Annotated in this window: 17 protein-coding genes, 1 tRNA gene and 2 rRNA genes (1 of these 20 running past the window's edge); 12 read left to right on the top strand and 8 right to left on the bottom strand. The window is 64.4% G+C overall.

Annotated elements, in window-relative coordinates; translation table 11 throughout:
• The 5 genes from LGT41_RS05110 to LGT41_RS05095 are packed head-to-tail and all read left to right on the top strand — an operon-like array spanning position 1 to position 4,630.
• Positions 1–438: a hypothetical protein gene (locus tag LGT41_RS05110; RefSeq protein WP_274129007.1), complete on the top strand. Its 438-nt coding sequence runs from the start codon at positions 1–3 to the stop codon at positions 436–438.
• Positions 435–668 (top strand): DUF7697 family protein, encoded by a 234-nt coding sequence (locus LGT41_RS15940; protein ID WP_420720208.1) that lies wholly within the window; start codon positions 435–437, stop codon positions 666–668. Before LGT41_RS05110 ends, LGT41_RS15940 begins: the two co-directional genes overlap by 4 nt.
• Positions 661–3,123 (top strand): phage tail tape measure C-terminal domain-containing protein, encoded by a 2,463-nt coding sequence (locus LGT41_RS05105; protein ID WP_274129006.1) that lies wholly within the window; start codon positions 661–663, stop codon positions 3,121–3,123. The genes LGT41_RS15940 and LGT41_RS05105 overlap by 8 nt, the downstream gene beginning before the upstream one ends.
• Entirely contained in the window at positions 3,123–3,749 is a 627-nt protein-coding gene (locus LGT41_RS05100; protein WP_274129664.1) for a DUF2460 domain-containing protein, read from the top strand. The genes LGT41_RS05105 and LGT41_RS05100 overlap by 1 nt, the downstream gene beginning before the upstream one ends.
• On the top strand, positions 3,746–4,630 hold the full coding sequence (locus LGT41_RS05095; RefSeq protein WP_274129005.1) for a DUF2163 domain-containing protein: 885 nt from the start codon (positions 3,746–3,748) through the stop codon (positions 4,628–4,630). Before LGT41_RS05100 ends, LGT41_RS05095 begins: the two co-directional genes overlap by 4 nt.
• A gap of 49 nt (positions 4,631–4,679) precedes the next feature.
• Here the strand turns inward: LGT41_RS05095 and LGT41_RS05090 are convergent, their stop codons facing one another.
• The 3 genes from LGT41_RS05090 to LGT41_RS05080 are packed head-to-tail and all read right to left on the bottom strand — an operon-like array spanning position 4,680 to position 6,479.
• Positions 4,680–5,198 carry a hypothetical protein gene (locus tag LGT41_RS05090; RefSeq protein ID WP_274129004.1) on the bottom strand — a complete coding sequence of 173 codons (519 nt, stop codon included), beginning with the start codon at positions 5,196–5,198 and terminating at the stop codon, positions 4,680–4,682.
• Entirely contained in the window at positions 5,195–5,488 is a 294-nt protein-coding gene (locus LGT41_RS05085) for a hypothetical protein (protein WP_274129003.1), read from the bottom strand. Before LGT41_RS05085 ends, LGT41_RS05090 begins: the two co-directional genes overlap by 4 nt.
• A complete protein-coding gene (locus tag LGT41_RS05080) occupies positions 5,481–6,479 on the bottom strand; it encodes a helix-turn-helix domain-containing protein (RefSeq protein WP_274129002.1) in 999 nt (332 codons plus the stop codon). The genes LGT41_RS05085 and LGT41_RS05080 overlap by 8 nt, the downstream gene beginning before the upstream one ends.
• A 227-nt stretch (positions 6,480–6,706) precedes the next feature.
• Between LGT41_RS05080 and LGT41_RS05075 the strand changes: the two genes are divergently transcribed.
• The 7 genes from LGT41_RS05075 (at position 6,707) to LGT41_RS05045 (ending at position 14,535) form a co-directional block, all read left to right on the top strand.
• Positions 6,707–7,135, top strand: coding sequence for an NlpC/P60 family protein (locus tag LGT41_RS05075; RefSeq protein WP_420720202.1), 429 nt, complete (start codon positions 6,707–6,709; stop codon positions 7,133–7,135).
• A 9-nt stretch (positions 7,136–7,144) separates the two neighbouring features.
• Positions 7,145–11,116, top strand: coding sequence for a baseplate multidomain protein megatron (locus LGT41_RS05070; protein WP_274129000.1), 3,972 nt, complete (start codon positions 7,145–7,147; stop codon positions 11,114–11,116).
• Positions 11,117–11,137: 21 nt separating this feature from the next.
• Positions 11,138–13,060 (top strand): DUF2793 domain-containing protein, encoded by a 1,923-nt coding sequence (locus LGT41_RS05065; protein ID WP_274128999.1) that lies wholly within the window; start codon positions 11,138–11,140, stop codon positions 13,058–13,060.
• A gap of 25 nt (positions 13,061–13,085) precedes the next feature.
• Positions 13,086–13,394 carry a hypothetical protein gene (locus LGT41_RS05060; RefSeq protein WP_274128998.1) on the top strand — a complete coding sequence of 103 codons (309 nt, stop codon included), beginning with the start codon at positions 13,086–13,088 and terminating at the stop codon, positions 13,392–13,394.
• A 70-nt stretch (positions 13,395–13,464) separates the two neighbouring features.
• Positions 13,465–14,139, top strand: a complete 675-nt coding sequence (locus LGT41_RS05055) for a YcbK family protein (RefSeq protein WP_274128997.1) — start codon at positions 13,465–13,467, stop codon at positions 14,137–14,139.
• On the top strand, positions 14,136–14,381 hold the full coding sequence (locus LGT41_RS05050) for a hypothetical protein (protein ID WP_274128996.1): 246 nt from the start codon (positions 14,136–14,138) through the stop codon (positions 14,379–14,381). Before LGT41_RS05055 ends, LGT41_RS05050 begins: the two co-directional genes overlap by 4 nt.
• On the top strand, positions 14,368–14,535 hold the full coding sequence (locus tag LGT41_RS05045; protein WP_274128995.1) for a hypothetical protein: 168 nt from the start codon (positions 14,368–14,370) through the stop codon (positions 14,533–14,535). The genes LGT41_RS05050 and LGT41_RS05045 overlap by 14 nt, the downstream gene beginning before the upstream one ends.
• Before the next feature lie 199 nt (positions 14,536–14,734).
• Here LGT41_RS05045 and LGT41_RS05040 read toward each other — a convergent pair whose 3' ends face one another.
• From LGT41_RS05040 to LGT41_RS05020, 5 genes are all read right to left on the bottom strand, one after another.
• On the bottom strand, positions 14,735–16,051 hold the full coding sequence (locus tag LGT41_RS05040) for an McrC family protein (protein ID WP_274128994.1): 1,317 nt from the start codon (positions 16,049–16,051) through the stop codon (positions 14,735–14,737).
• Positions 16,051–18,717 carry an McrB family protein gene (locus tag LGT41_RS05035; RefSeq protein WP_274128993.1) on the bottom strand — a complete coding sequence of 889 codons (2,667 nt, stop codon included), beginning with the start codon at positions 18,715–18,717 and terminating at the stop codon, positions 16,051–16,053. The genes LGT41_RS05040 and LGT41_RS05035 overlap by 1 nt, the downstream gene beginning before the upstream one ends.
• Before the next feature lie 281 nt (positions 18,718–18,998).
• Positions 18,999–19,075, bottom strand: a tRNA-Met gene (locus tag LGT41_RS05030).
• 280 nt (positions 19,076–19,355) lie between these two features.
• A 5S ribosomal RNA gene (gene rrf, locus LGT41_RS05025) occupies positions 19,356–19,470 on the bottom strand.
• 230 nt (positions 19,471–19,700) lie between these two features.
• A 23S ribosomal RNA gene (locus LGT41_RS05020) occupies positions 19,701–21,732 on the bottom strand; it runs 817 nt beyond the window's last position.

Below are 21,732 nucleotides of genomic sequence, written 5' to 3'. Positions count from 1 at the left end.
ATGATCCGCCTGAACCTGTCGAACCGGCCCGAATGGCTGGACCTCTTGCCCGGCCTGCGCGTCCTTGTAGCACCCCTGACGACCGCGTTGATGGTCTCTGCCCGCGCGGACCCCATGATCGACGGCCTCTCGGAAACCTCCAGCCAGGAGGACATGGCGCTGGCCATGGCCAAGGCCGTCGCCCGCCGCGCCGTGCTGGAATGGGACGGCGTCGGTGACGAGGCGGGCAACCTCGTGCCCGTCAGCCCGGCCGGGATCGACGCTCTTTTGGAAATCTGGCCGGTCTTCGAGGCTTTCCAGGCGCAATATGTCGCCCGCGGCCTGATGCTGGACGCGGAAAAAAACGCCTCCGCGCCCTCGCCGACTGGTCCTTCGGCGGGGGCAACGGCTACTGCGCGGCCTGCGCGGGCCCCTGCCCGGACTGCCCCGCAAGACTGAACCGGCCGCAGACGGTCGAGGGCTGGCAGGTCTGGGACCTGACCCAGCGCCTCGGCGGCCAGCTGCGGATCGCGCCGGGGGCGGTCATCGGTTGGGACATAGGCGCGGCGCTGGCATTGGCGCAAGCGCTGGGCGTCAACGCCCTGATCGCCGCCGAACTGCTGCCCGAGATCGAGGCGGTGATGGTGCGCAAGCTGAACGAGCAGATGGAAGGACGCCGGAATGGCTGAGAAGAAGGTCTCCGTCCGCCTCGTGGCGGAGGGCGGACGCCGCGTGCGCGCGGAACTGGAAGGGGTGGGCGAGGCCGGAGCCCGCGGCTTCGGCCGCCTGTCGCGCGAAATGGAACTGGCGAACACCCGGCTGGCCGCTTTCGCGCGACGCACTGGCCTTGCCCTCGGGGCCGCTGCCGCCGCCGCCACGGCTTCGCTCGGTCTGATCGTTCGGTCCACCGCGGAGAGCGCCGCGCAGATCCGCCAGTTCTCGCAGGTCGCCAATGCCACGCCAGACGCCCTGCAGCGGTGGTCGGCCGGGGCGCGGACGGTAGGCATCGAACAGGAGAAGCTGGCCGATATACTGAAGGACGTGAACGACCGGGTCGGGGATTTCCTCCAGACCGGCGGCGGGCCGATGGCGGACTTCTTCGAGAATGTCGCCCCGCGCGTTGGCGTCACCGCCGACCAGTTCGCGCGTTTGTCGGGGCCGGAAGCCCTGCAACTCTACGTCGACACGCTGGAGCGGGCGGGCCTGAGCCAGCAGGAGATGACCTTCTATCTCGAGGCCATGGCGTCTGACGCCACGCGCCTGCTGCCGCTTCTGCGGAACGGCGGGGCCGAGATGGCGCGGGTGGGCGACCAGGCGTCCGATCTCGGGGCGGTGCTTGACGGCGACGCACTCGAGGCCCTGCGCCGCACGCAACTGGCGCTGGGCACAGTCTCGCTGGTGTTCGACGGCCTGCGCAATCGTATCGCCGTGGCCGTCGCCCCTACCATCGAAGCGCTGGCAAATACTTTCGTGGCGCTGGCGTCCAATGGCGGGATCCTGCGCTCGGCCATCGACGGGCTGATCGGCAACCTCGGGCGCATGGCGTCCTATGCGGCCACGTTCGCGGCCGTCATGGCCGGGCGATGGGTGGCGGGTCTCGCTGCCGCGGCCCTGTCGGTGCGCGGCCTCGCGACAGCGCTCGTGTTCCTGCGCGGCGCCCTGATCCGCACCGGCATCGGCGCGCTGATCGTCGGGGCGGGCGAGCTGGTCTACCAGTTCTCGCAACTGGTGACCCGGGTCGGTGGCGTGGGCGAGGCGTTTCGCCTGCTGGGTGATCTGGCGCGCGAGGTCTGGTCACGCATCGGTCTGTCGCTGGATGCGGCGCTGGCGCGGATGGCGGCCGGATGGGAGGGGCTGAAGGCAGCGGGTCTCTCGGCGCTGGAAGGCACCATTGCAGGCGTCGTCAGCTTCGGCGACCGGACTGCGGCAGTCTTCCAGGGCGCTTATGACGCGGCGGTCGCAATCTGGGGCAGTCTGCCCGGGGCCATCGGCGACTTCGCTTTCCAGGCCGCGAACGGGCTGATCTCCGGCGTCGAGGCGATGCTGAACGGCGTGGTCACGCGCATCAACAGCTTCATCGAGACGCTGAACGCTGCGCTGGCCCTCCTGCCCGAATGGGCGACGGGCGAAGGTGGCGTGCGGATCGGCACACTTGATCCTGTGGAACTCGGCCGCATCGGCAATCCCTTCGAAGGGGCTGCGACCGCTGCCGGTGCTGCCGCCGCGGATGCCTTCTCGGCCGCACTCGCGCGCAGCTATCTCGAACCGCCCGATCTCGGGCTCGGGGCCATGGCTGACGATGCCCGCGCCCGGGCCGATGGTTATCGCGAGGCCGCAGGCATGCTGGCCGATGCCGCCGGTCGGCCGCTCGCCAGCTGGCAGGCGCTGAAGGATGCGGTGACCGGCACTGGGACCGAGGCAGAGACCGCCCTGGCAGATGCCGCCGCCTCGGCCGATGCCCTGACCACCGGTCTGAACGATACGGCCACCGCCGCCGAGGGCGCAGGCGGCGCCGCACGCGACGCCGGGGCTGCGGCCGCCGAGGGTGCGGACACGGCCTTCACCGGCTGGCAGGCCGTCACGGCAGCACTTGCCGACTATGCCGCCAAGGCGCGCGACATCGGCGGGGACATCGGAAGCGCGCTGGTCGGGGCCTTCCAGAGCGCCGAGAACGCCATAGGCGACTTCGTGAAGACCGGCAGACTCGACTTCCGGGATCTGGTCACCTCGATGATCGCCGACCTCGCGAAGCTCGCCGCCCGTCGTTTCATCCTAGGTCCCATCGCCAACGCCCTTTCCGGCGCGCTGGGCGGGGCGGGCGGGATCTTCGCGAACCTCCTCCATGCGGGCGGCACGGTCGGCGCCCCAAGCCCCGGCCGGATGGTCCCGGCGCTGGCCTTTGCGGGCGCGCCGCGCATGCACAACGGGGGCTGGGCCGGTCTGCGGCCCGACGAGGTGCCCGCGATCCTGCAACGCGGCGAACGGGTTCTCTCCCGGCGCGAGGCGGCAGGGTACGGCCAGGCGGGCGCCTCGACCGTCAATGTCACGATCAACGCCCGCGACACCGAAAGCTTCCGCCAGTCGCGGACGCAGGTTGCCAGCGACATTGCCCGCGCCGTGTCGATGGGTCGGAGGGGGATATGATGGCGTTTCACGAGGTCCGGTTTCCGGACAACATCAGCCGTGGCGCGCGCGGTGGCCCGGAACGGCGCACCCAGATCGTCGAACTGGCGAGCGGGGCCGAGGAGCGCAACGCCAGCTGGGCCAACAGCCGCCGCCGCTACGATGTCGCCTACGGCATCCGCCGCGCTGACGATCTGGCCGCGGTCGTGGCCTTCTTCGAGGCCCGCAATGGCCGCCTTCATGGCTTCCGCTTCAAGGACTGGGCTGACTTCAAGTCCTGCCTGCCGTCGCAGACGCCTGGCCCGACCAACCAGCCCATCGGCACCGGCAACGGCATCACAACCCAGTTTCAGCTCACCAAGCGCTACACCTCCGGCGCGCAGTCCTGGACGCGGGCCATCACCAAGCCCGTCGCCGGGACGGTGACCATCGCCCTGAACGGCACGCCCCAGGCTTCCGGCTGGTCGGTTTCCACGACCACTGGCCTAATCACCTTCACCACCGCCCCGGCCACGGGCGTCGCCATCACCGCAGGCTTCGAATTCGACGTCCCGGTCCGCTTCGACACCGATGCCCTCGACGTCACCCTCGACCTCGAACGCCTCGGGTCGATCACCTCGATCCCTCTCGTGGAAATCCGCACATGAAAGCCCTGAACCCGGCACTGCAGGCCCACCTTGACGAAGGCCCCACGACACTTGCCTGGTGCTGGCGGATCACCCGCGCCGATGGCGTGACCTTCGGCTTCACCGACCACGACCGGACGCTCAACTTCGACGAGACGAATTTCGAGCCTGAAAGCGGGCTGACCGCGTCAGAGGTGCGGTCTGGCTCCGACCTCTCGGTCGACGCGCAGGACGCGCAAGGCGTGCTGTCCTCCGACCGGATCACCGAGACCGACATCTTGGACGGCCGTTGGGACAATGCGGCGGTCGAGGTCTGGCGCGTGAACTGGGCGAGCCCGGCGCAACGCGTGCTTCTGCGCCGCGGGGCCATCGGCCAGATCCGGCGCGGGCGGCTCGCCTTCGTAGCGGAGGTGCGGAGCCTTGCCCATGTCCTCGGCCAGACGGTCGGGCGGACGTTTCAGGCGAGTTGCGATGCCGCGCTGGGCGATGCGCGCTGCGGGGTGAACCTTGATGCCCCGGCTTTCAAGGGGAACGGTGCCGTGATCGATGTGCTGCGCGACCGCGCCTTCACGGCCTCCGGCCTCGGCCCCTTCGCGGCAGGCTGGTTTGCCTACGGGCTGGTCGAATGGTCGACCGGTGCGAACGCCGGGCGGCGCGTCGAATTGCTGTCGCATGACCTCGCCGACGGCGTGGCGATCCTGACCCTGCTGGAAGCGCCGGTGCGCCCGATCACAGCGACGGATGCTTTTGTGGTCCGGGCGGGTTGCGACAAGCGGATCGCCACATGCGAGACGAAGTTCGCCAATGTCGCCAACTTCCGAGGCTTCCCGCACATCCCGGGTCAGGACGCGGTCCTGCGCTATGCTACGAAGGACGGCGGCCACGAGGGGGCGGTGTTGTGATGAAACTGTCGGATCGGCTTCAAGCGTTCACTGTGTTTCCGGGTCGGACTTACCGCAATGGGAACTTGATGTCGTTCCCGAAGGTCAACCTCGACACCTCACAGGTCTTACGAAGTGCCAATACCAGTTGATCCTGGCTGATGTTCTTGCTGATCCACCATCCGGCATCCGTTTGAAGCACCGGCAAATGGGGGCTGTAAGGATGGATATGACAGGGATTCATTGCGACAAGGCGCCGCCCGCGTGTACGGATTTCGGACAGCGACGCCAACGCTTCCGGCGCGACTTCAGCCATCATTTCGACGATCCGACGAAACACACCGGCAAGCGTATCGGCCGCGAAACGCACCCCCAGAAACTCTGCGGCGTACTTTCCGCGCTCTGGCGTAGGGATCAAATGCGACGGCTGATCGGATACAGGCCGGTCAAGCTTTCGCGCGATCTCAAGGCTCTTGTGCAGGGCCACTGCCGCATCGTCATCGAGCGCTGATCGCGCCGCCAGAATGGCCTCGACGAAAGGCATAGGCAAGGAGACAAGGACCGCATTCGTCATGCTTACGTGGTTCATGATACTCTCCTGTGCTTTCTGCCTTGGGCAGAGGCCGCCTTTCCGCTGTTGTGATAGATCGTCACGAGGCTCTCGCCCTCAACAATGACCTTGGTGCCGCGCAGACGTTCAAGCTGCTGGATTTCCCGACGACGTCGCTCAATCTCGCGGGCGGCGTCTTTGTCGCTGAGAAAGAAAGCATCGTCTGCCACACGGGTTGCGACACTGAGGACAAGGCCGATGTCGGCGTTGCGGAACCCGCGCTGTCGCATCCTTGCTTCGGCGTGACGGGTGAAGCGGACGTCAGGCATGATGGCCATCCTCCCCCTTATCTGACGCATCTGTAGAGGTTTCGACGTCCAGATCGCCGACAAACGCAAGAAGCTCGGCCATCTCGGCCTTGCGCTTTTCGAGTTCTTCAGAAGGAATACGGCCGACGATCCAGGCTATCCTTTCGTCCGCATGCTCATCTCCGAGCAGGTTAGCCGGGATGTCCTTAAGCCTGACATGCCCGCGCAACAGGGCATACTCAGCATCGGGATCATCTCCTGTGAGATCGCTGATGAACTCTGCGCCAATCCGATATTCGGGCATACCCTCACTGGTTTTCCAACCAGAATCGCGATCAAATGAGATTGTCTTAGCCCCAACCTGTGCCGCGAAGTGCCTGATGAAATCCGCGAAGGGGTTGTTCTGGGAGGGGTCGTAACCAAGGTCATATACATCGTCCGCGATTTCTTTTCCGAAAAGATCGCGGTTCTGAATGCACTGCCTCTCCTGATGCGCACCATCTTCAGCGCGATACGCAGAGTTCGCGAAAGCGAAGTGGCCACCGCCGAGGGCCATCAGCCTTGCTGCAGCTTCCTCGATCTCAGCGACACGTTCGCGGCGCCAGGCAAGGCTTCCTTCCGCCAGAAGTGCCGCAAACAGCGGCGCCATCACAATCTGCGAATGAACGGGAATGCCGTAGATGTGCTGGACCATGTTGAAGGCTAGGGCTGTCTCTGCATCAAGCATGGCGCGCAACGGGCGATAGCCGAACTTCCTGAGCGACGCCTCACGCTCTGCCTCGTTGGTGGGCGGCTTCGAGAGAGCATCTGCCGTGACACCGAGAGCCTTCGCCAAGCCTTCCGCAGTGCGACCTTCGGCGCGATAGAAGGCACTCTTGGTGCTTTCGATCCGCTTGATCGTCGGCAGACTGACTCGGTTCTTGCCTTTGGTCGCGTCGGCGAGCTGCTCCTGCGTCCAGCGTTTTTCGTCCCGGTAGTACTTTAGCGCGGCGGGATGGATCTTCGTGGTCATTTGGTAGCCTCCTAGGTCATGCAACAAATATGATCCCCCATGCCTCACAAGAATAGGATCATCTTTATTTAATGATACCATTGATTAGACAATTCGCCGCTCACAACGCCGGTGCGCACGAGACTGAAGGGATACTCTTGATGCCAAATTCGCGTGCATTGAGTAGGCGACGACACCCCGGTGATGCTTCCCGGTATCACTCGGACGAATCATCGAACGAAGTGACAGTGTCCGATCCGACCCGCGTCATCGCCGCCGCGCGGTCCTGGCTGGGCACGCCCTATCACGACCAGGCCAGCTTGCGCGGGGTCGGCTGCGATTGCCTCGGCCTCGCGCGCGGCGTCTGGCGCGAGGTCGTCGGGCCGGAGCCGTTCCCGATCCCGCCCTACAGCCGCGACTGGGGTGAGACCGGCCCGCGCGAGGTGCTGGCTGATGGGGCACGGGAGATGATGCCGGAGATCGCACCGGCCGACGCCCCACCTGGCGCGCTGGTCCTGTTCGGCATGATGCCCCGCGCCATCGCCAAGCATGTGGGCATCCTGACCGGCCCCGACACCTTCCTCCACGCCTATGAGCGGCTGGGCGTGATCGAGGAACCGCTGACACCCGCGTGGCGACGGCGCATCGCCTTCGCCTTCCTGTTTCCTGCACGCTGAGATTTCCACATGGCCACGCTCGTCCTCGGTGCCGTCGGTTCTGCCATCGGCGGAGCCTTCGGCGGCGCGATCCTCGGCTTTTCCGGGGCCGCCATCGGTGGCTTCATCGGCTCCACCATCGGTTCGGTGGTCGACAGCTGGATCGTGTCTTCGCTGGCGCCAGCGCAGAAGATCGAGGGCCAGCGGCTGGATTCCCTGCGGATCACGTCGGCGACCGAAGGCGCCATCATCCCGCGCCTCTACGGCCGCATGCGCATCGGCGGCAACATCATCTGGGCCACGGATTTCCGCGAGGAGACGAAGACCACCACGCAGGGCGGCGGCAAGGGCGGCGGCGGCGGCAAGGTCCGGACCACCGAATATCTCTACTACGCGTCCTTCGCCGTGGCGCTCTGCGAAGGCCCGATCACCGGCATCGGGCGCATCTGGGCCGACGGCAAGCCGCTCGACATGACGGGGATCACCTGGCGCTGGTATCCGGGGAACGAGACCCAGACGGCCGACCCGTTCATCGCGGCCAAGATGGGCGCCGCCAACACCCCGGCCTATCGCGGCACCGCCTATGTCGTCTTCGAGGAGCTGCCGCTTTCCACTTATGGCAACCGCCTGCCGCAGCTGTCGTTCGAGGTTTTCCGACCACTGGCCGATCCCGACACGGCCGAGGGGCTGGTGAAGGCCGTCACCATGATCCCGGCCTCGGGCGAGTTCACCTATGCGACCGCCCCGGTCAAGAAATCCACTGGCGCTGGCGGCATGACCGTCGCCGAGAACCTGAACGCGATCTCCGACACCGCCGACATCGTCGTGGCCCTCGATCGGCTGCAGGCCATGGCCCCGGCTGTCGAAAGCGTCAGCCTCGTCGTCGCCTGGTTTGGAGATGATCTGCGCGCCGGGAACTGCAAGGTGCGGCCGGGCGTCGAGGTGGACACCAAGACCACGACACCTTCGACTTGGGTCGTGAATGGCGTCAGCCGTGCAGACGCATTTCTGGTCAGCCGAGATGCCGAGGATCGTCCGGTCTATGGCGGCACGCCTGCGGATTTCGCGGTAGTTCAGGCCATTCAGGAGATGAAGGCACGCGGGCTGCGGGTGACCTTCTATCCCTTCCTGCTGCTTGACGTGCCGCCCGGCAACACCAAGCCCACTCCCTACAGCGCCAATGCCGCTGCCTTGGGCCAGCCGACATTCCCCTGGCGGGGGCGGATCACCTGTTCCCCGGCTGCGGGTTTTGCAGGGTCGGTGGACAAGACCGCCCCCGCTGCCACGCAGGTGTCGGCACTGTTCGGCACGGCGGCGCCCGCGAACTTCAGCGTGTCAGGCACCAATGTCAGCTGGACCGGCCCGGTCGGCGAATGGTCGCTGCGCCGGATGATCCTGCACTACGCGCATCTGTGCAAAGCGGCCGGGGGCGTCGATGCCTTCCTGATCGGCTCCGAAATGCCCGGCCTCACCACAATCCGGTCGGGTGCCAGCAGCTATCCCGCCGTCACCGCCTTCAAATCCCTCGCGGCAGATGTGCGCGCGATCCTCGGCGCGGGTCCAAGGATCGGCTATGCCGCCGACTGGTCGGAATACTTCGGCCACCAGCCGAGCGACGGCAGCGACGATGTCTATTTCCATCTCGATCCGCTCTGGTCGGATGCCAACATCGATTTCATCGGCATCGACAACTACATGCCGCTGTCGGATTGGCGCGACGGGTTCGATCATGCCGATGCCCTCGAGGGCTGGCCCGCAATCCATGACCGGGGCTATCTGCAAGCGAATATCGCCGGTGGCGAAGGCTTCGACTGGTTCTACGCCTCGGCCGCCGACCGGTCGGCCCAGATCCGCACGCCCATCACCGATGGCGCCGCGGGCAAGCCTTGGGTGTTCCGCTACAAGGATCTGCGGGCCTGGTGGTCGAACCCGCATTTCAACCGGCCGGGCGGGGTGGAGAGCGGCACGCCGACGTCGTGGGTGCCGCAGTCGAAACCCATCTGGTTCACGGAACTCGGCTGCCCGGCCATCGACCGGGGCACGAACCAGCCGAATGTCTTCTTTGACCCGAAGTCGTCCGAAAGCTTCACGCCTTACTTCTCGCGCGGCTGGCGCGATGATGCCATCCAGCGCGCCTATCTCGAGGCGAGCTACCTCTGGTGGGGCGCCTCGGCCAACAATCCGGTGTCCGCGATCTACGGCGGCCGGATGGTGCATGTCCCCGAATGTTCGGCGTGGACCTGGGACGCGCGGCCCTATCCGTTCTTCCCCGAACTAACGGGCATCTGGACAGATGGCCCCAACTGGCGGCTTGGCCACTGGCTGACGGGGCGGTTGGGCGCGGTGTCACTTGCGGCCCTCGTGCGCCACCTCTGCATGCGCGCTGGGCTGGCGGAAGACCTCATCGACGTCTCCGGCCTCTGGGGCGCGGTCGAAGGCTATGTGATCGGCGCGCTGGAAAGCCCCCGCGCGTCGATTTCCACCCTGGCCCGCCACTTCGGGTTTGACGCCATCGAAACGGAGGGGGTGATCCGCTTCGTCATGCGCGGGCGGGCATCCAGCCTCACCCTGACGGTGGATGATCTGGCGGCCAGCCGGGAAGGCGAGGCGTTTGAGCTAACCCGTGGCCAGGAGACCGAACTGCCCCAGGCCCTGAAGTGGCAGGCCGCGCGAGCGGATGAGGACTATGACGCCGCGCTGGTCGAGGCACGGCGCATCACCGTCGACACGACGCGCATTGCATCCGAGTCCTTCCCCATGGCAATCCCGCCCGAGGAGGCCGAACGCCGCTGCCGCCGCGCACTGATGGAAGCCTGGATCGGCCGCGAGACTGCCACATTTCGCCTGCCGCCCTCGCGTCTTTCCCTCGATCCCGCTGACGTGATCCGGCTCGCGCATGACGGACGCGAGGTGGAATTCCGGCTGGTATCCGTCGCCGATGCCGAGGCGCGGGGCGTTGAGGCGGTGCGCCAGGACCGCGCCGCCTACGATCTGCCACCCGGCGATCCGCGCCCGGCCTCGCTCGCCAGCCCCGTCGTCTTCGGCACGCCCGAGGTGGTGATGCTGGACCTGCCGCAGATCAGCGAAGACCAGCCCGTCCATCGCCCCCTGATTGCCGCCCATGCCAGCCCCTGGCCGGGCGAGATCGCGGTGTTCCGCAGCGCATCCACGGATGGATTCGCGTTGCTGACCACCTTCGGCAGTCGGGCGCGGATCGGGACGTTGGCCTTCGACTTCTTTCCGGGGCCGACCTCGCGCTTCGATCTGGGCAACGCGCTGGTCGTCGAGCTCCTGTCCGGAACGCTGGAGAGCGTGACGGACGTCGCGCTGTTCGGCGGGGCCAATGCGCTGGCGGTCGAGTGCGCAGCAGGGGTCTGGGAGATCGTCCAGGCCGGAGCAGCCGAACTGATCGCGCCAGGCCGGTACCGCCTGACTCGCCTCCTGCGCGGCCAGCGCGGAACGGAGAATGCGATGGGCAACCCGGCCCCGGCGGGGGCGCGGGTCGTGGTACTGGATGCAACGCTGTCCTCGCTGCCCATCGCCGAGGCTGACCTTGGCTTGCCGTGGAACTGGCGCGTTGGCCCGGCCGCACGGGCGGTGAGCGACGACAGCTATGCCGCGCTGGGGTTCACCCCGACCGGGCGGGGCCTCGTGCCCTTCGCACCGGTCCATGTCGAACAGCCGTGGCGGATCGCGCGCAGCCCCGGCGATCTGACCATCCGCTGGACGCGCCGATCCCGCGCGCTGGTCGCGGATGCCTGGGAACAGGTCGAAGTGCCGCTGACCGAGGACCAGGAATCCTACGACGTCCAGATCCTCGACGGCGCTGCGATCAAGCGCACGCTGACCAGCAGCACAACCTCCGTCCTCTACACTGCCGCCCTACAGACTGCGGACTGGGGCGCGCCGCTTGGGCCCGGCCAGACGCTGGCGATCCGCATCTATCAGCTTTCGAACCGCCTTGGCCGCGGCACGCCCGCCGCGGTCACGCTGCAATTCTGATCCCAACCCACGGGAACCCAAATGTCCGACACCACGACCCATCTGGGCCTGCCTTACCTGTTGGCGGCGCAGGCGCAGAAGCATGTCACGCACAACGAGGCGCTGCGCCTGCTCGATGCCATGGTGCAGCTGTCGGTCCTCGACCGCACGCGGACTGCACCGCCCGCAAGCCCCGCCGACGGCAACCGGCATCTCGTGGCCTCGGGCGCGACTGGCCTCTGGTCAGGGTGGGACCTGAACATCGCCTTCTGGATCGACGGCGCGTGGATCCGGCTGGTGCCGCGCATCGGCTGGCTCACTTGGGTCGCGGCCGAGGGCCTGTTCCTCGTCTGGACCGGCAGCGCCTGGGATGTGGTGGGCGAGCCCCGCGATGTGTCGGACGCGGTCTTCAGCCTGGTGAACGACGCAGATCCGACGAAGAAGGCGACCTTCTCGCTGGCAGGGATCAGCGCAGGGACCACGCGCAGCTTCACGCTGCCCAACACATCGTCGGAACTGGCGATCCTCGCAGGCACACAGACCTTCACCGGGAACAAGACGTTTTCAGGCACGTTGACGGCCTCGGGAACGGTGACGACATCCGGGGCCACTGCGACCATCGGGACCGCAACCGGCACTGCGACCTATGGCATGGGGACCGGCGCTACGACGACCGGCGTCACAAAGACCGTGAACCTCGGCACCGGCGGCGCGTCCGGATCGACCACCGTCGTGAACATCGGCTCGGCGACGGCAGGGGCCGGGGGCACCACGGTGGTGAACACGCCGACGGTTACCTTCGCCAATGCCGTGACGCAGGTCGGCATGCCCCAGGCGAACCTGACTGCGCAACTCTTGGGCCTCGGCGGGGCGACGGCCGACAGCTACAATCGGCTTTCGGTCAACACGCCTGCGGTCCTCCTGAACAACGCGGGCGCGGGGATCGAAGCGACGGTGAACAAGGCCGCCCCGACGAACGACGCGGCCTTCGCCTTCAAGACCGGCTTCTCGGCGCGGGCGCTGATCGGCCTTCTCGGCAACGACGATTTCAGCTTCAAGGTCAGCCCGGATGGCTCGGCCTTCTATGACGCGATCAGGATCGACCGCACCAGCGGACAGGTGGAACTGCCGCAGCCGACAGTCCTGCCGGGGCTCTCGGCCGCGCCGACCCCACCGCCCACCGGCAAGGCATCGGTCTATGCGCGCAACCGCGCCGGGGCGCCGTGGATCGACGTGATGCGCCCTTCGGGCCGGGACTTCCCGCTCCAGCCGCATTTCGGAGTCAATCGGATCGCCAACTGGGCGCCCTCGACCGGCACGACGATCACCAGCGAAGGCCTACCCATCACCTCGGTCGGCACGGTCTCGCACCCGACCCTCGCCGCCACGAACCTGGCCGCCAGCATGCGCCGCTGGCGGCTGACCTCGGCGGCTGTGGCGGACTCGGTGGCGGACCAGCGATCTGCTGGCTGGGCCTGCTGGCGCGGCAATGCCGCTGGCCTTGGTGGCTGGACCTTCGTCACGCGCCTGTCCCTCACGACCCTGCAGGCGACCGGCATGGGGTTTATTGGCCTCTACGGGTCGACGGCCGCGCTGGCCACCACCCTGACGCTGGCCGCCGCGGGGAATTGCATCGGCATCGGCTTCCAGCGCGGCACACATACGAACTGGCAGCTGGTTCGCAACGACGGCACCGGCGCACCGACGTTGACGGACATGGGCGCGAGCTTCGCCATCGCCACGGGTGGCGTGTTGACCCTGTTCATCGCCGCCCCGCCGAATGGCGGGTCGGTCTGGGTGCGCGTCGTGGACGAGGTCTCCGGCGCGGTCTTCGAACAGGAAATCACCGCCGATCTGCCCGCCGCGACGCAATTCCTGTCGCCGCGGCTGTTCCTCAACACCGGCGCGACCGCCGCTGCCGTCGCCTACGACTGTGCTGGGGTCTACCTCGAAACCGACTTCTGAACAGCATGACCGCGAAAGGACCATCATGAACGACCAGACTACCCTGACCAGCGAGGTCGCGCAGGCCTTTCGGGACCACGGGATCACCGCCGCGCTCACCGCCCTGATCGGCGGCACCATCGCCCTGATCGCGGCGATCACGCGCAAGGCCTTCACGAACGAAGCCCTGCTTGACCGCCTCGACCGCGAGCTGGTCTCCGAGCGGGACAGGATCGACCGCCAGCGCAGCGAGGACCGCAAGGCCGACGGTGACCGGTTGGACCGGATCGAGACCGACATCCGCTCGATGCGGGACATGCTCTTCGACGCCTTCCAGCGCGGCCGATCCGACTGACCGGCAAGCGACCGCACCACCACGACCACATCCCCCGCCCCCGAGGCGGGTTTTTCATTTGGAGAATCCCATGCCCACCCTCACCTACCCCCACTGGCGCGACGTTCCCGCGCAGGCCTGGCGCTGGCCGAATTTCTCGGCCGCCGAGATCGCCTGCCGCGGCACCGGCGCGATCAAGATCAACACCGAAGCCATGGACAAACTGCAGGCCCTGCGTGACAGGCTGGGCAAGCCGCTGATCGTCCGCTCCGCCTATCGCAGCCCCGAACACAACCGCGCCGTCGGCGGGGCACCGGCTTCGAAACACATGCAGGGCACGGCCTTCGACATCGCGATGGCGAACCACGATCCCGCGGCCTTCGAGGCGGCCGCGCGGGCGGTCGGGTTTCTCGGCTTTGGCTCTTACCCGCGATCTGGCTTCATGCACATCGACCTCGGGCCTGCACGGTCCTGGGGCGATCCCTTCCCGGCCCGGCCCGTGCCCTTCGCGCCGGAACTGCCGCCTGCACGCGAGGTTCTGGCCGAAAGCCGCACGCTGAGTGGTGGGGGTGCGGCGGGCGCAGCCACAGTCGGCGCCGCCGGTATTGAAGTGCTGCAGGACGTCCTCGTCGAAACCCAGTCCACCATCCAGCCCCTGGTGCCCTATCTCGACACGCTGCGCTGGGTGCTGATCGCCATCGCGCTGATCGGCATCGCGGTCACGATCCACGCCCGGCTCGATGACTGGAAACGGGGCCAGCGGTGATCCTTTGGCTCCTCGCCCATGGCCCGGCGCGTAAGGCGCTGGGCCTGATCCTCACCTCTGCAGCGATCCTGCTGTTCCTCCTGAACCTGCGCCGTGCAGGCGAACGCGCCGGGCGCGCCGCCGAACGGCTTGACGCCAGAGAGAGAAACGATGCCATCCACCGCCAGATGCTCGACGCCGCCGCCCGCCGCCCTGCTGATCGCGATGCTCTGGCTGACCGGCTGCGCGATGGCAGGTTCTGAAGCCCGCGCGCCCTGCCCGCCTGTGGTCGATTACACCAGCGCTGACCAGGCTCGGGCCGCCGATGAGGTCGAGGAGCTTCCGGGAGAGGCTGTCATCGTCCGGATGCTCGGCGATTACGCCGTTTTGCGCGATCAGGCGCGGGCGTGCAGGTGAAATCCGAGCCGGGCGAAGCCTGCCACGAGGCAAGCTCCAGACGCCTCGACCGCGGCGCATCGCCCGGCCCGGTTCATGGATTCACGATGTCAACGAGCAGCAGGGCTTCGCTGCTGGTTGATGATGTCAGGTGATGCCCTGATTGTCTCACGGAGTGATGGGCACAATTGTGCACCTCGCAGGGGCTGGCCGTTCGCCCTCACGGGAGTGAGGGGGACATTTCTTCGAGGCCAGTGAGTATCCGAGCACGAATGCGATCCACCAGGTCGGTACCGGTGGAGATGTCAAAGCTCGCCGTTTCCAGCAGCGTTTCCTGACCTGTCACACGGAACCGCGCGCGTATCCCTTCCTCGTCACCCAGACCCGCATGGTGGGGATAAAGCAGCGTCAGGCGCGGGGCCTTGTAGAGGTGGGCGTAGGCCATCATCTGATAGACGTCCGCCTGGGACACCCCCTGCTTCGGATCGTCGATCCGGTCGGAAATCCGCTTCCATTTGGTGTCGATCACATGGGCGACCTGGCCAGCGCGCCAGATCAGGATGTCGGGCTTGGTTTGGAACACCCCCCGTTCGTCATCGACCGATGTGAGGCAGAAAAGGCGGCCACCCTGCAAAGTCACGCGGAACTCGGCCCCCGCAAGCGCCCGCGTCACCAGACGGCCTATGTATTCCTCGAACAGGGCATTCATCTCGAACAGCAGGGCCGAACCCTGCCCCGACCCGGCGCTGGTGGTCTGGTATCGGTTGTGTAGAAACAGTTGCGCCATTCCAAAGAGTTCCTGCCACGCGCTGTTCGTGCGGTCGATGACGACGTCGCCCCACCGCAAGGCGGGGATCTGCACCTCCGAGATCTCGGCATAGACGAAGGCCAGTTCCCGCAGTCGCTGCACGTTCGCCGCGTTGCGCGACATGCCCGCCAGATGCGAGATGGTCGCCTTCATGATCCGGTTGAGGGCGATATCCTCGGACAACTCGTCATAGTGGCACGCGAGGCGGCCCGGGTTGGCGAGATGGCGGGTGAACTGGCGCGGGATATCCAGCGATCCGCGCAAGGTTGGCAGATCGTCGTCGTGGAGAGTATAGCGCCGCGGCATGCCTCGGCGAACCGCCTCGGTCAGCTTGTCGCAAAAGATGCGGATCAGGATTTCCAGCAGCGTTTCGCGCTGCCAGTCGAGGTCGGTCATGCGTCCGGTCTGGATCTTCAGGTCGAGCGCCACCGCCAGCATGTGGACAAGGCGCTTGCGAATTTCGCGCGTCTCTTGCGCCGAGCCTTCCTTTTCGCCAACGTCGATCTTCGGCAGGATTTCGAGGGTGCAGCCGGGCACCGCTAAAACGCCGACCACCCCGCGAGCCTTCAAGTCATGGCGGCGATCCTCCAGCACGCCACCGCCGCCACGCCCGGCGAAGGGGGATGCCTTGGCCAGTGCCACAAGGCGCTGGGCAAGGTGCGGCGGAATACACCCTTCCCCATCACCATGGGGCACAGCCTCCCATTCGCGGACGGAGAAGGCGGGCATCAGGCCGCGAACTCGGAAAAGTCGAACTTGTCCTTCACCCGCCAGCGCAGTCTCTCGCCGCTGAAGTCATCAGCGGCAATTCCGGGCGGCGCAGTCAGTCGGCGCGCCTCCAGAAACCGGGATGGGCCCTGCGGGCCATCGCCCAGAACAGCGGCGACCTTCGACCAATCCTCGTAGAAATACTCGGACAGGAGCGGAATGACCTTGTGCCGCATCACGTCCTCGACCTCTTCGGCAGACTTGCAGCCGGTGAAATAGGCGTGCCCGATCTGGTGTTCGCGGTCGAAGAGGTACTCGATGCGGTCGTTGATCGTGGTCAGCAGCTTCTGCAGGTTGATCCCGCCGACATTCGGGGACAGGACCGCCGGGTTCGGCATCAATTCCTTGAAGGTGAACCGGCGGCGCAGGGCGGTATCCAGCAGCGCAATCGAGCGGTCGGCCGTGTTCATGGTGCCGATGATGTGTAGGTTGGGCGGCACCCCGAAGCGCTTCTTCGAGTAGGGCAAGGAGAGCTGGATTTCGTCGCGCCGCCCGAGGCGTTTGTCCGGTTCCAGGAGCGTGATCAGTTCGCCGAAGACTTTCGAGATATTGGCCCGATTGATCTCGTCGATGATCAGGACATGCGCAGCTGAGGTGTTGTGCTCGACCCGGACTGAGACGCCCGACGTCTGCTGCCCGCCATTCGTTCGAGGATTCGAGGACGCTGCCACTGCTGCGTCCGCAGGCACCAACCATGCCTGGTCCGGATGACTGGCCCAAGTGGGCATGTTGTGTTTCTCCCAACCGCCGGTCGGCTCAATGCCCGTCTCCCGACCGGCGCTCACGAGGGCTTCTCGATACTGTTGGAGGGAGAAACCTTGTGGGTGTGCCTGTGCCAACTCCTGCGCGACATTTTGGGCGAGTTTCCGGAAAGTGCCATCGCGCACAGGCGGCAGTTGACCCACGGTGAACAGGTCATTTTCCAAACCCTGTTGGGGCTGACGATCTCTGTTATCTAAGGAATCAGTCTCGGGCGGCACAGACACAGCGACGTCCAGCTCTGGGGCATCAGGCATCGCTTCATCTGCATCCTGCCCGGTGCTCGCGCCATCCCATGCACTGGCCTCTGCACGCCGAACAACACGCTGGAAGATCCCGGCGACAGGTTCAAGGCGGAAGCCAGCACCATTTTCCGACAGATCGTCCTCGTCGATGCCAGGTCGCAACCCCTCGACAAATTCCTCGTATGACATCGACTGGTGGAAGGTCACGAACTCGATCCGCCCCTCGGACATCAAGCGCCGGTATTCCGCCATCAACTGGTTACGCTTGTTCTCGCCCAAGAGATCAGCGGCAACGGTGTCGCCCAGACAGAGGCGAACCGCCTCCCACGCCGTCTGGTAGGTCTTGCCGGTGCCGGGAGGTCCGTAGAGGATCAGGTTGGTTGTCTCGAACTTTGTGGCCTGCGACATGGACCGATCCTTCGCCTTTCCGTCCTGCGTCAGGACAAAGGTATACTCGGTCGTGGTGCTGCGCTCCGGCCCGGTCCGAGTGGGGGCCGGGACCGAAGCAAGCTGCTGGAAAGCCTCTTTCTCCAACGCCTGGCAGACATTTGCCCAGTTTTTCACAAGGCCCGACATGTCGTGCAGGTCACCGGCGCGGATGGTTACCGAATGAAGTCCGGCCTCCCGGGCGGGCTCGATGAAATAGTTGAGAGCCACGAGACGCGCGCGTTCTGCCCCGCGCACCAGGTGCGTGTGCTGTTCGGGTAGCGGCAACGGCGTGTCATGCTGATCGACGATAATGTAACCCGCCGAATGTAGTCTTGCGGCCGCGTCGCCCGGTTGGCTCCACCCGCCATTGAATGTGTTCGACGCCTTGCCCAAGAGGTACCCGACAATTGGCTTCGTCGGGAAGCGCTTGTCCTGGCGCGGGCGGCTGGACCGCACCCAAAAATCCTTCGGCTCGCCGAAACTCGAGAACGCATCGGCATGTGCACCTGACCTGCGGAACTCTTCGTAGGCGTCCATCGCACCCTCGATACTCTCGCGAGTGAAGGCGTCATCCTTGCCATTGGTCCCCTTGCGAATGATCTGGAACCCTAGAGTCTCAAGTTTGGCGAATGATTGGGCCTCTCCGAAGCCGTTGAAGAATTCCTTCGCTGCGAGGGCGCGGCCATCGGGAAGATGCCCCAAAGCTGCTGCGACGGTGGCCTTCGCGGGATAGGTCTGATCCTTGCCTTCATCGCTGACCCAGACCTGTGGGCTGGCAAAGCCACCACGGGCGAGGAACGCCTTCAGGCCAAGTTGATCGCATTCCTGCATCGCCGCCTCGACTTCCTCGCGGGTGAGGCGGTCGACCAATGCCTGGTGTTCTGCCTTGTCGGGCACATTGGACTGTTCGGTCAGGAAGGAATGGTACAGCTTCAGGGCCTGCTGGAGGCTGGCAAGACCCGTGCGCAAGACACCGTCGATGGGAACAGGCGAGGGATTGGGGCGTTCTGCCCGTTCATCCTCGGCGGTGTAGGCAAAGCGGTTAAGGACGCTGTCCCGATCCTCTTGCGCGAACAACTCGTCCAGATCGCCCAGATACTGTTCAACGCGCCTGGCGCTGCTCGCCCGAGACGAGGCAGTTGCCTCCGTCTGGCCCTGAGCGACAAGCCACTTCCGGAATTCGTCCTGTTGCATCGTATCGCCGCCCGCCTCGCCGAATGGTGACGTTCCAAGGTCAGGAAGCCGAGGGCAGAATCCGTCGTCGTCAATTCACCGTCTGGAACTACAGGGCCGATGATGGCCGGAACAATGAAGGTGCGCAACTGCGAGTTGCCCGCCATTGCCTGCGACTGCGCGCTTATGCGTGCTGGTGCGGTTTTTCTGGCTGGGTGTTGATGTGGCGTTGATGTAAACTGGAACGTCAAAAACCCGACGGTTTGTGTCGGGTTCTAAGTATCTGATATCTTTGAGGATTTTGGTTGCGGGGGCAGGATTTGAACCTGCGGCCTTCAGGTTATGAGCCTGACGAGCTACCGGGCTGCTCCACCCCGCGATGGTTGCGCATTTGGGCGCGTGGTTTGCCGTTTCATCCGTGGCGGCGTCGGGAGGGTGCATCCCGGTTTGGTTTTGTTTTGCCGCATTTGCGGCGGAGCTGCTCCACCCCGCGATGGTTTGCGCATATGGGCGCGTGGTTTGCCGTTTCATCCGTGGCGGCGTCGGGGTTGCGCCCGGTTTGGCCGCGCCCGGTTTGGCCCCAATGGGTTTAGGATTGGGGGTTTATGAGATCGTATTGAGAGCAATCGAAGCCTGGTGCTATGGGCTGTTCTTGTCAGGTTTGGCGGTGACCTACTCTCCCACGACTTAAGTCGCAGTACCATTGGCGCGGTGGCGCTTAACGGCCGAGTTCGGGATGGGATCGGGTGTTTCGCTCACGCTGTGACCACCAAACCAGGAAAGAACAGCAACACGAGATTTGTCTTTATGTTTGTCGCATTTCCGAACCGCAAAACCGGTTCCCAGTTTTGCTGGAAATGCTTTTGTTCATCGCATTTCCAAAGTGCAATGCGCCATGTCTAAGTATACCGATAACGCGTTTGCGTTATGTAGTTAGGTGCGAATGACTTTCATTGTATTCAGTGCGGATGGAACTCTGTGTTGGAGTTCGTCGTTTACTGGATCAAATCAAGCCTATCGAGCGATTAGTACCGGTCAACTGAATGCATTGCTGCACTTACATCTCCGGCCTATCGACGAGGTGGTCTTCCTCGGCTCTCAGGGAGATCTTGTTTTGGAGGGGGCTTCCCGCTTAGATGCCTTCAGCGGTTATCCTGTCCGTTCATAGCTACCCAGCACTACCCTTGGCAGGATAACTGGTCCACCAGTGGAACGTTCACCCCGGTCCTCTCGTACTAGGGGCAACTCTCCTCAAATCTCCTACACCCACGGCAGATAGGGACCGAACTGTCTCACGACGTTCTAAACCCAGCTCACGTACCTCTTTAAATGGCGAACAGCCATACCCTTGGGACCTGCTCCAGCCCCAGGATGAGATGAGCCGACATCGAGGTGCCAAACACTGCCGTCGATATGGACTCTTGGGCAGTATCAGCCTGTTATCCCCGGCGTACCTTTTATCCGTTGAGCGATGGCCCACCCACGTGGGACCACCGGATCACTATGGCCGTCTTTCGACTCTGCTCGACTTGTCAGTCTTGCAGTCAGGCGGGCTTCTGCCATTGCACTCTACGGTTGATTTCCGACCAACCTGAGCCCACCATCGCGCGCCTCCGTTACTCTTTAGGAGGCGACCGCCCCAGTCAAACTACCCGCCACACAGGGTCCCGGATCCGGATAACGGACCGCGGTTAGACATCAGATAAGCGAAGGGTGGTATCTCAAGGGTGGCTCCACAGAAACTGGCGTTCCTGCTTCAAAGCCTACCACCTATCCTGCACATCTCTGACCTGATGCCAGTGTGAAGCTGTAGTAAAGGTGCACGGGGTCTTTCCGTCTGACCGCGGGAACCCCGCATCTTCACGGGGAATTCAATTTCGCTGAGTCTGCGTTGGAGACAGCGGGGAAATCGTTACGCCATTCGTGCAGGTCGGAACTTACCCGACAAGGAATTTCGCTACCTTAGGACCGTTATAGTTACGGCCGCCGTTTACTGGGGCTTCAATTCAAAGCTTGCACCTCTCCTTTTAACCTTCCAGCACCGGGCAGGCGTCGGACCCTATACGTCGTGTTGCCACTTCGCAGAGCCCTGTGTTTTTAGTAAACAGTCGCTACCCCCTAGTCTGTGCCCCCCGCCTCTGGTTGCCCAAAGACGGGGCCTCCTTCTCCCGAAGTTACGGAGGCATTTTGCCGAGTTCCTTCAACGCAGTTCTCTCAAGCGCCTTGGTATGCTCTACCAGTCCACCTGTGTCGGTTTAGGGTACGATCTTACGGAGGGCTATTTCCAGGAACCGTCCGGCAGCCACCCCAATCCGTTAAGGGATAACTACGCTTTCGATCCGTCACCATCTCCTGGCCCAGGAATATTAACCTGGTTCCCATCGACTACGCCTTTCGGCCTCGCCTTAGGGGTCGGCTTACCCTGCTCAGATTAGCTTTAAGCAGGAACCCTTGGACTTTCGGCGACAGGGTCTCTCACCCTGTTTATCGCTACTCATGTCAACATTCTCACTTCTGTACGCTCCAGATTAGGTCACCCACATCCTTCACCGCATACAGAACGCTCCGCTACCACATGCACATGCGTGCATATCCTCAGCTTCGGCTCATGGCTTGAGCCCCGTTACATCTTCGCCGCAAGACAACTTGTCTAGACCAGTGAGCTATTACGCTTTCTTTAAATGATGGCTGCTTCTAAGCCAACATCCTGGTTGTTTTGGTCGTCTCACATGCTTTCCCACTTAGCCATGAATTAGGGGCCTTAGCTGGAGGTCAGGGTTGTTTCCCTCTTCACGACGGACGTTAGCATCCGCCGTGTGTCTGCCAGATAGTACTCACCGGTATTCGGAGTTTGGTTAGGATCAGTAAGACTGTAGGTCCCCATTACCCATCCAGTGCTCTACCCCCGGTGGTATTCGTCTGACGCTCTACCTAAATAGATTTCGCGGAGAACCAGCTATCTCCGAGTTTGATTGGCCTTTCACCCCTAGGCACAAGTCATCCCGATCTTTTTCAACAGATGTGGGTTCGGACCTC

The sequence above is a fragment of the Abyssibius alkaniclasticus genome, assembly GCF_020447305.1.
GTDB classification, from domain to species: domain Bacteria; phylum Pseudomonadota; class Alphaproteobacteria; order Rhodobacterales; family Rhodobacteraceae; genus Abyssibius; species Abyssibius alkaniclasticus.
The sequence above is the reverse complement of the archived record's forward strand: the minus strand, read 5'-3'. Positions and strand labels throughout refer to the sequence as shown.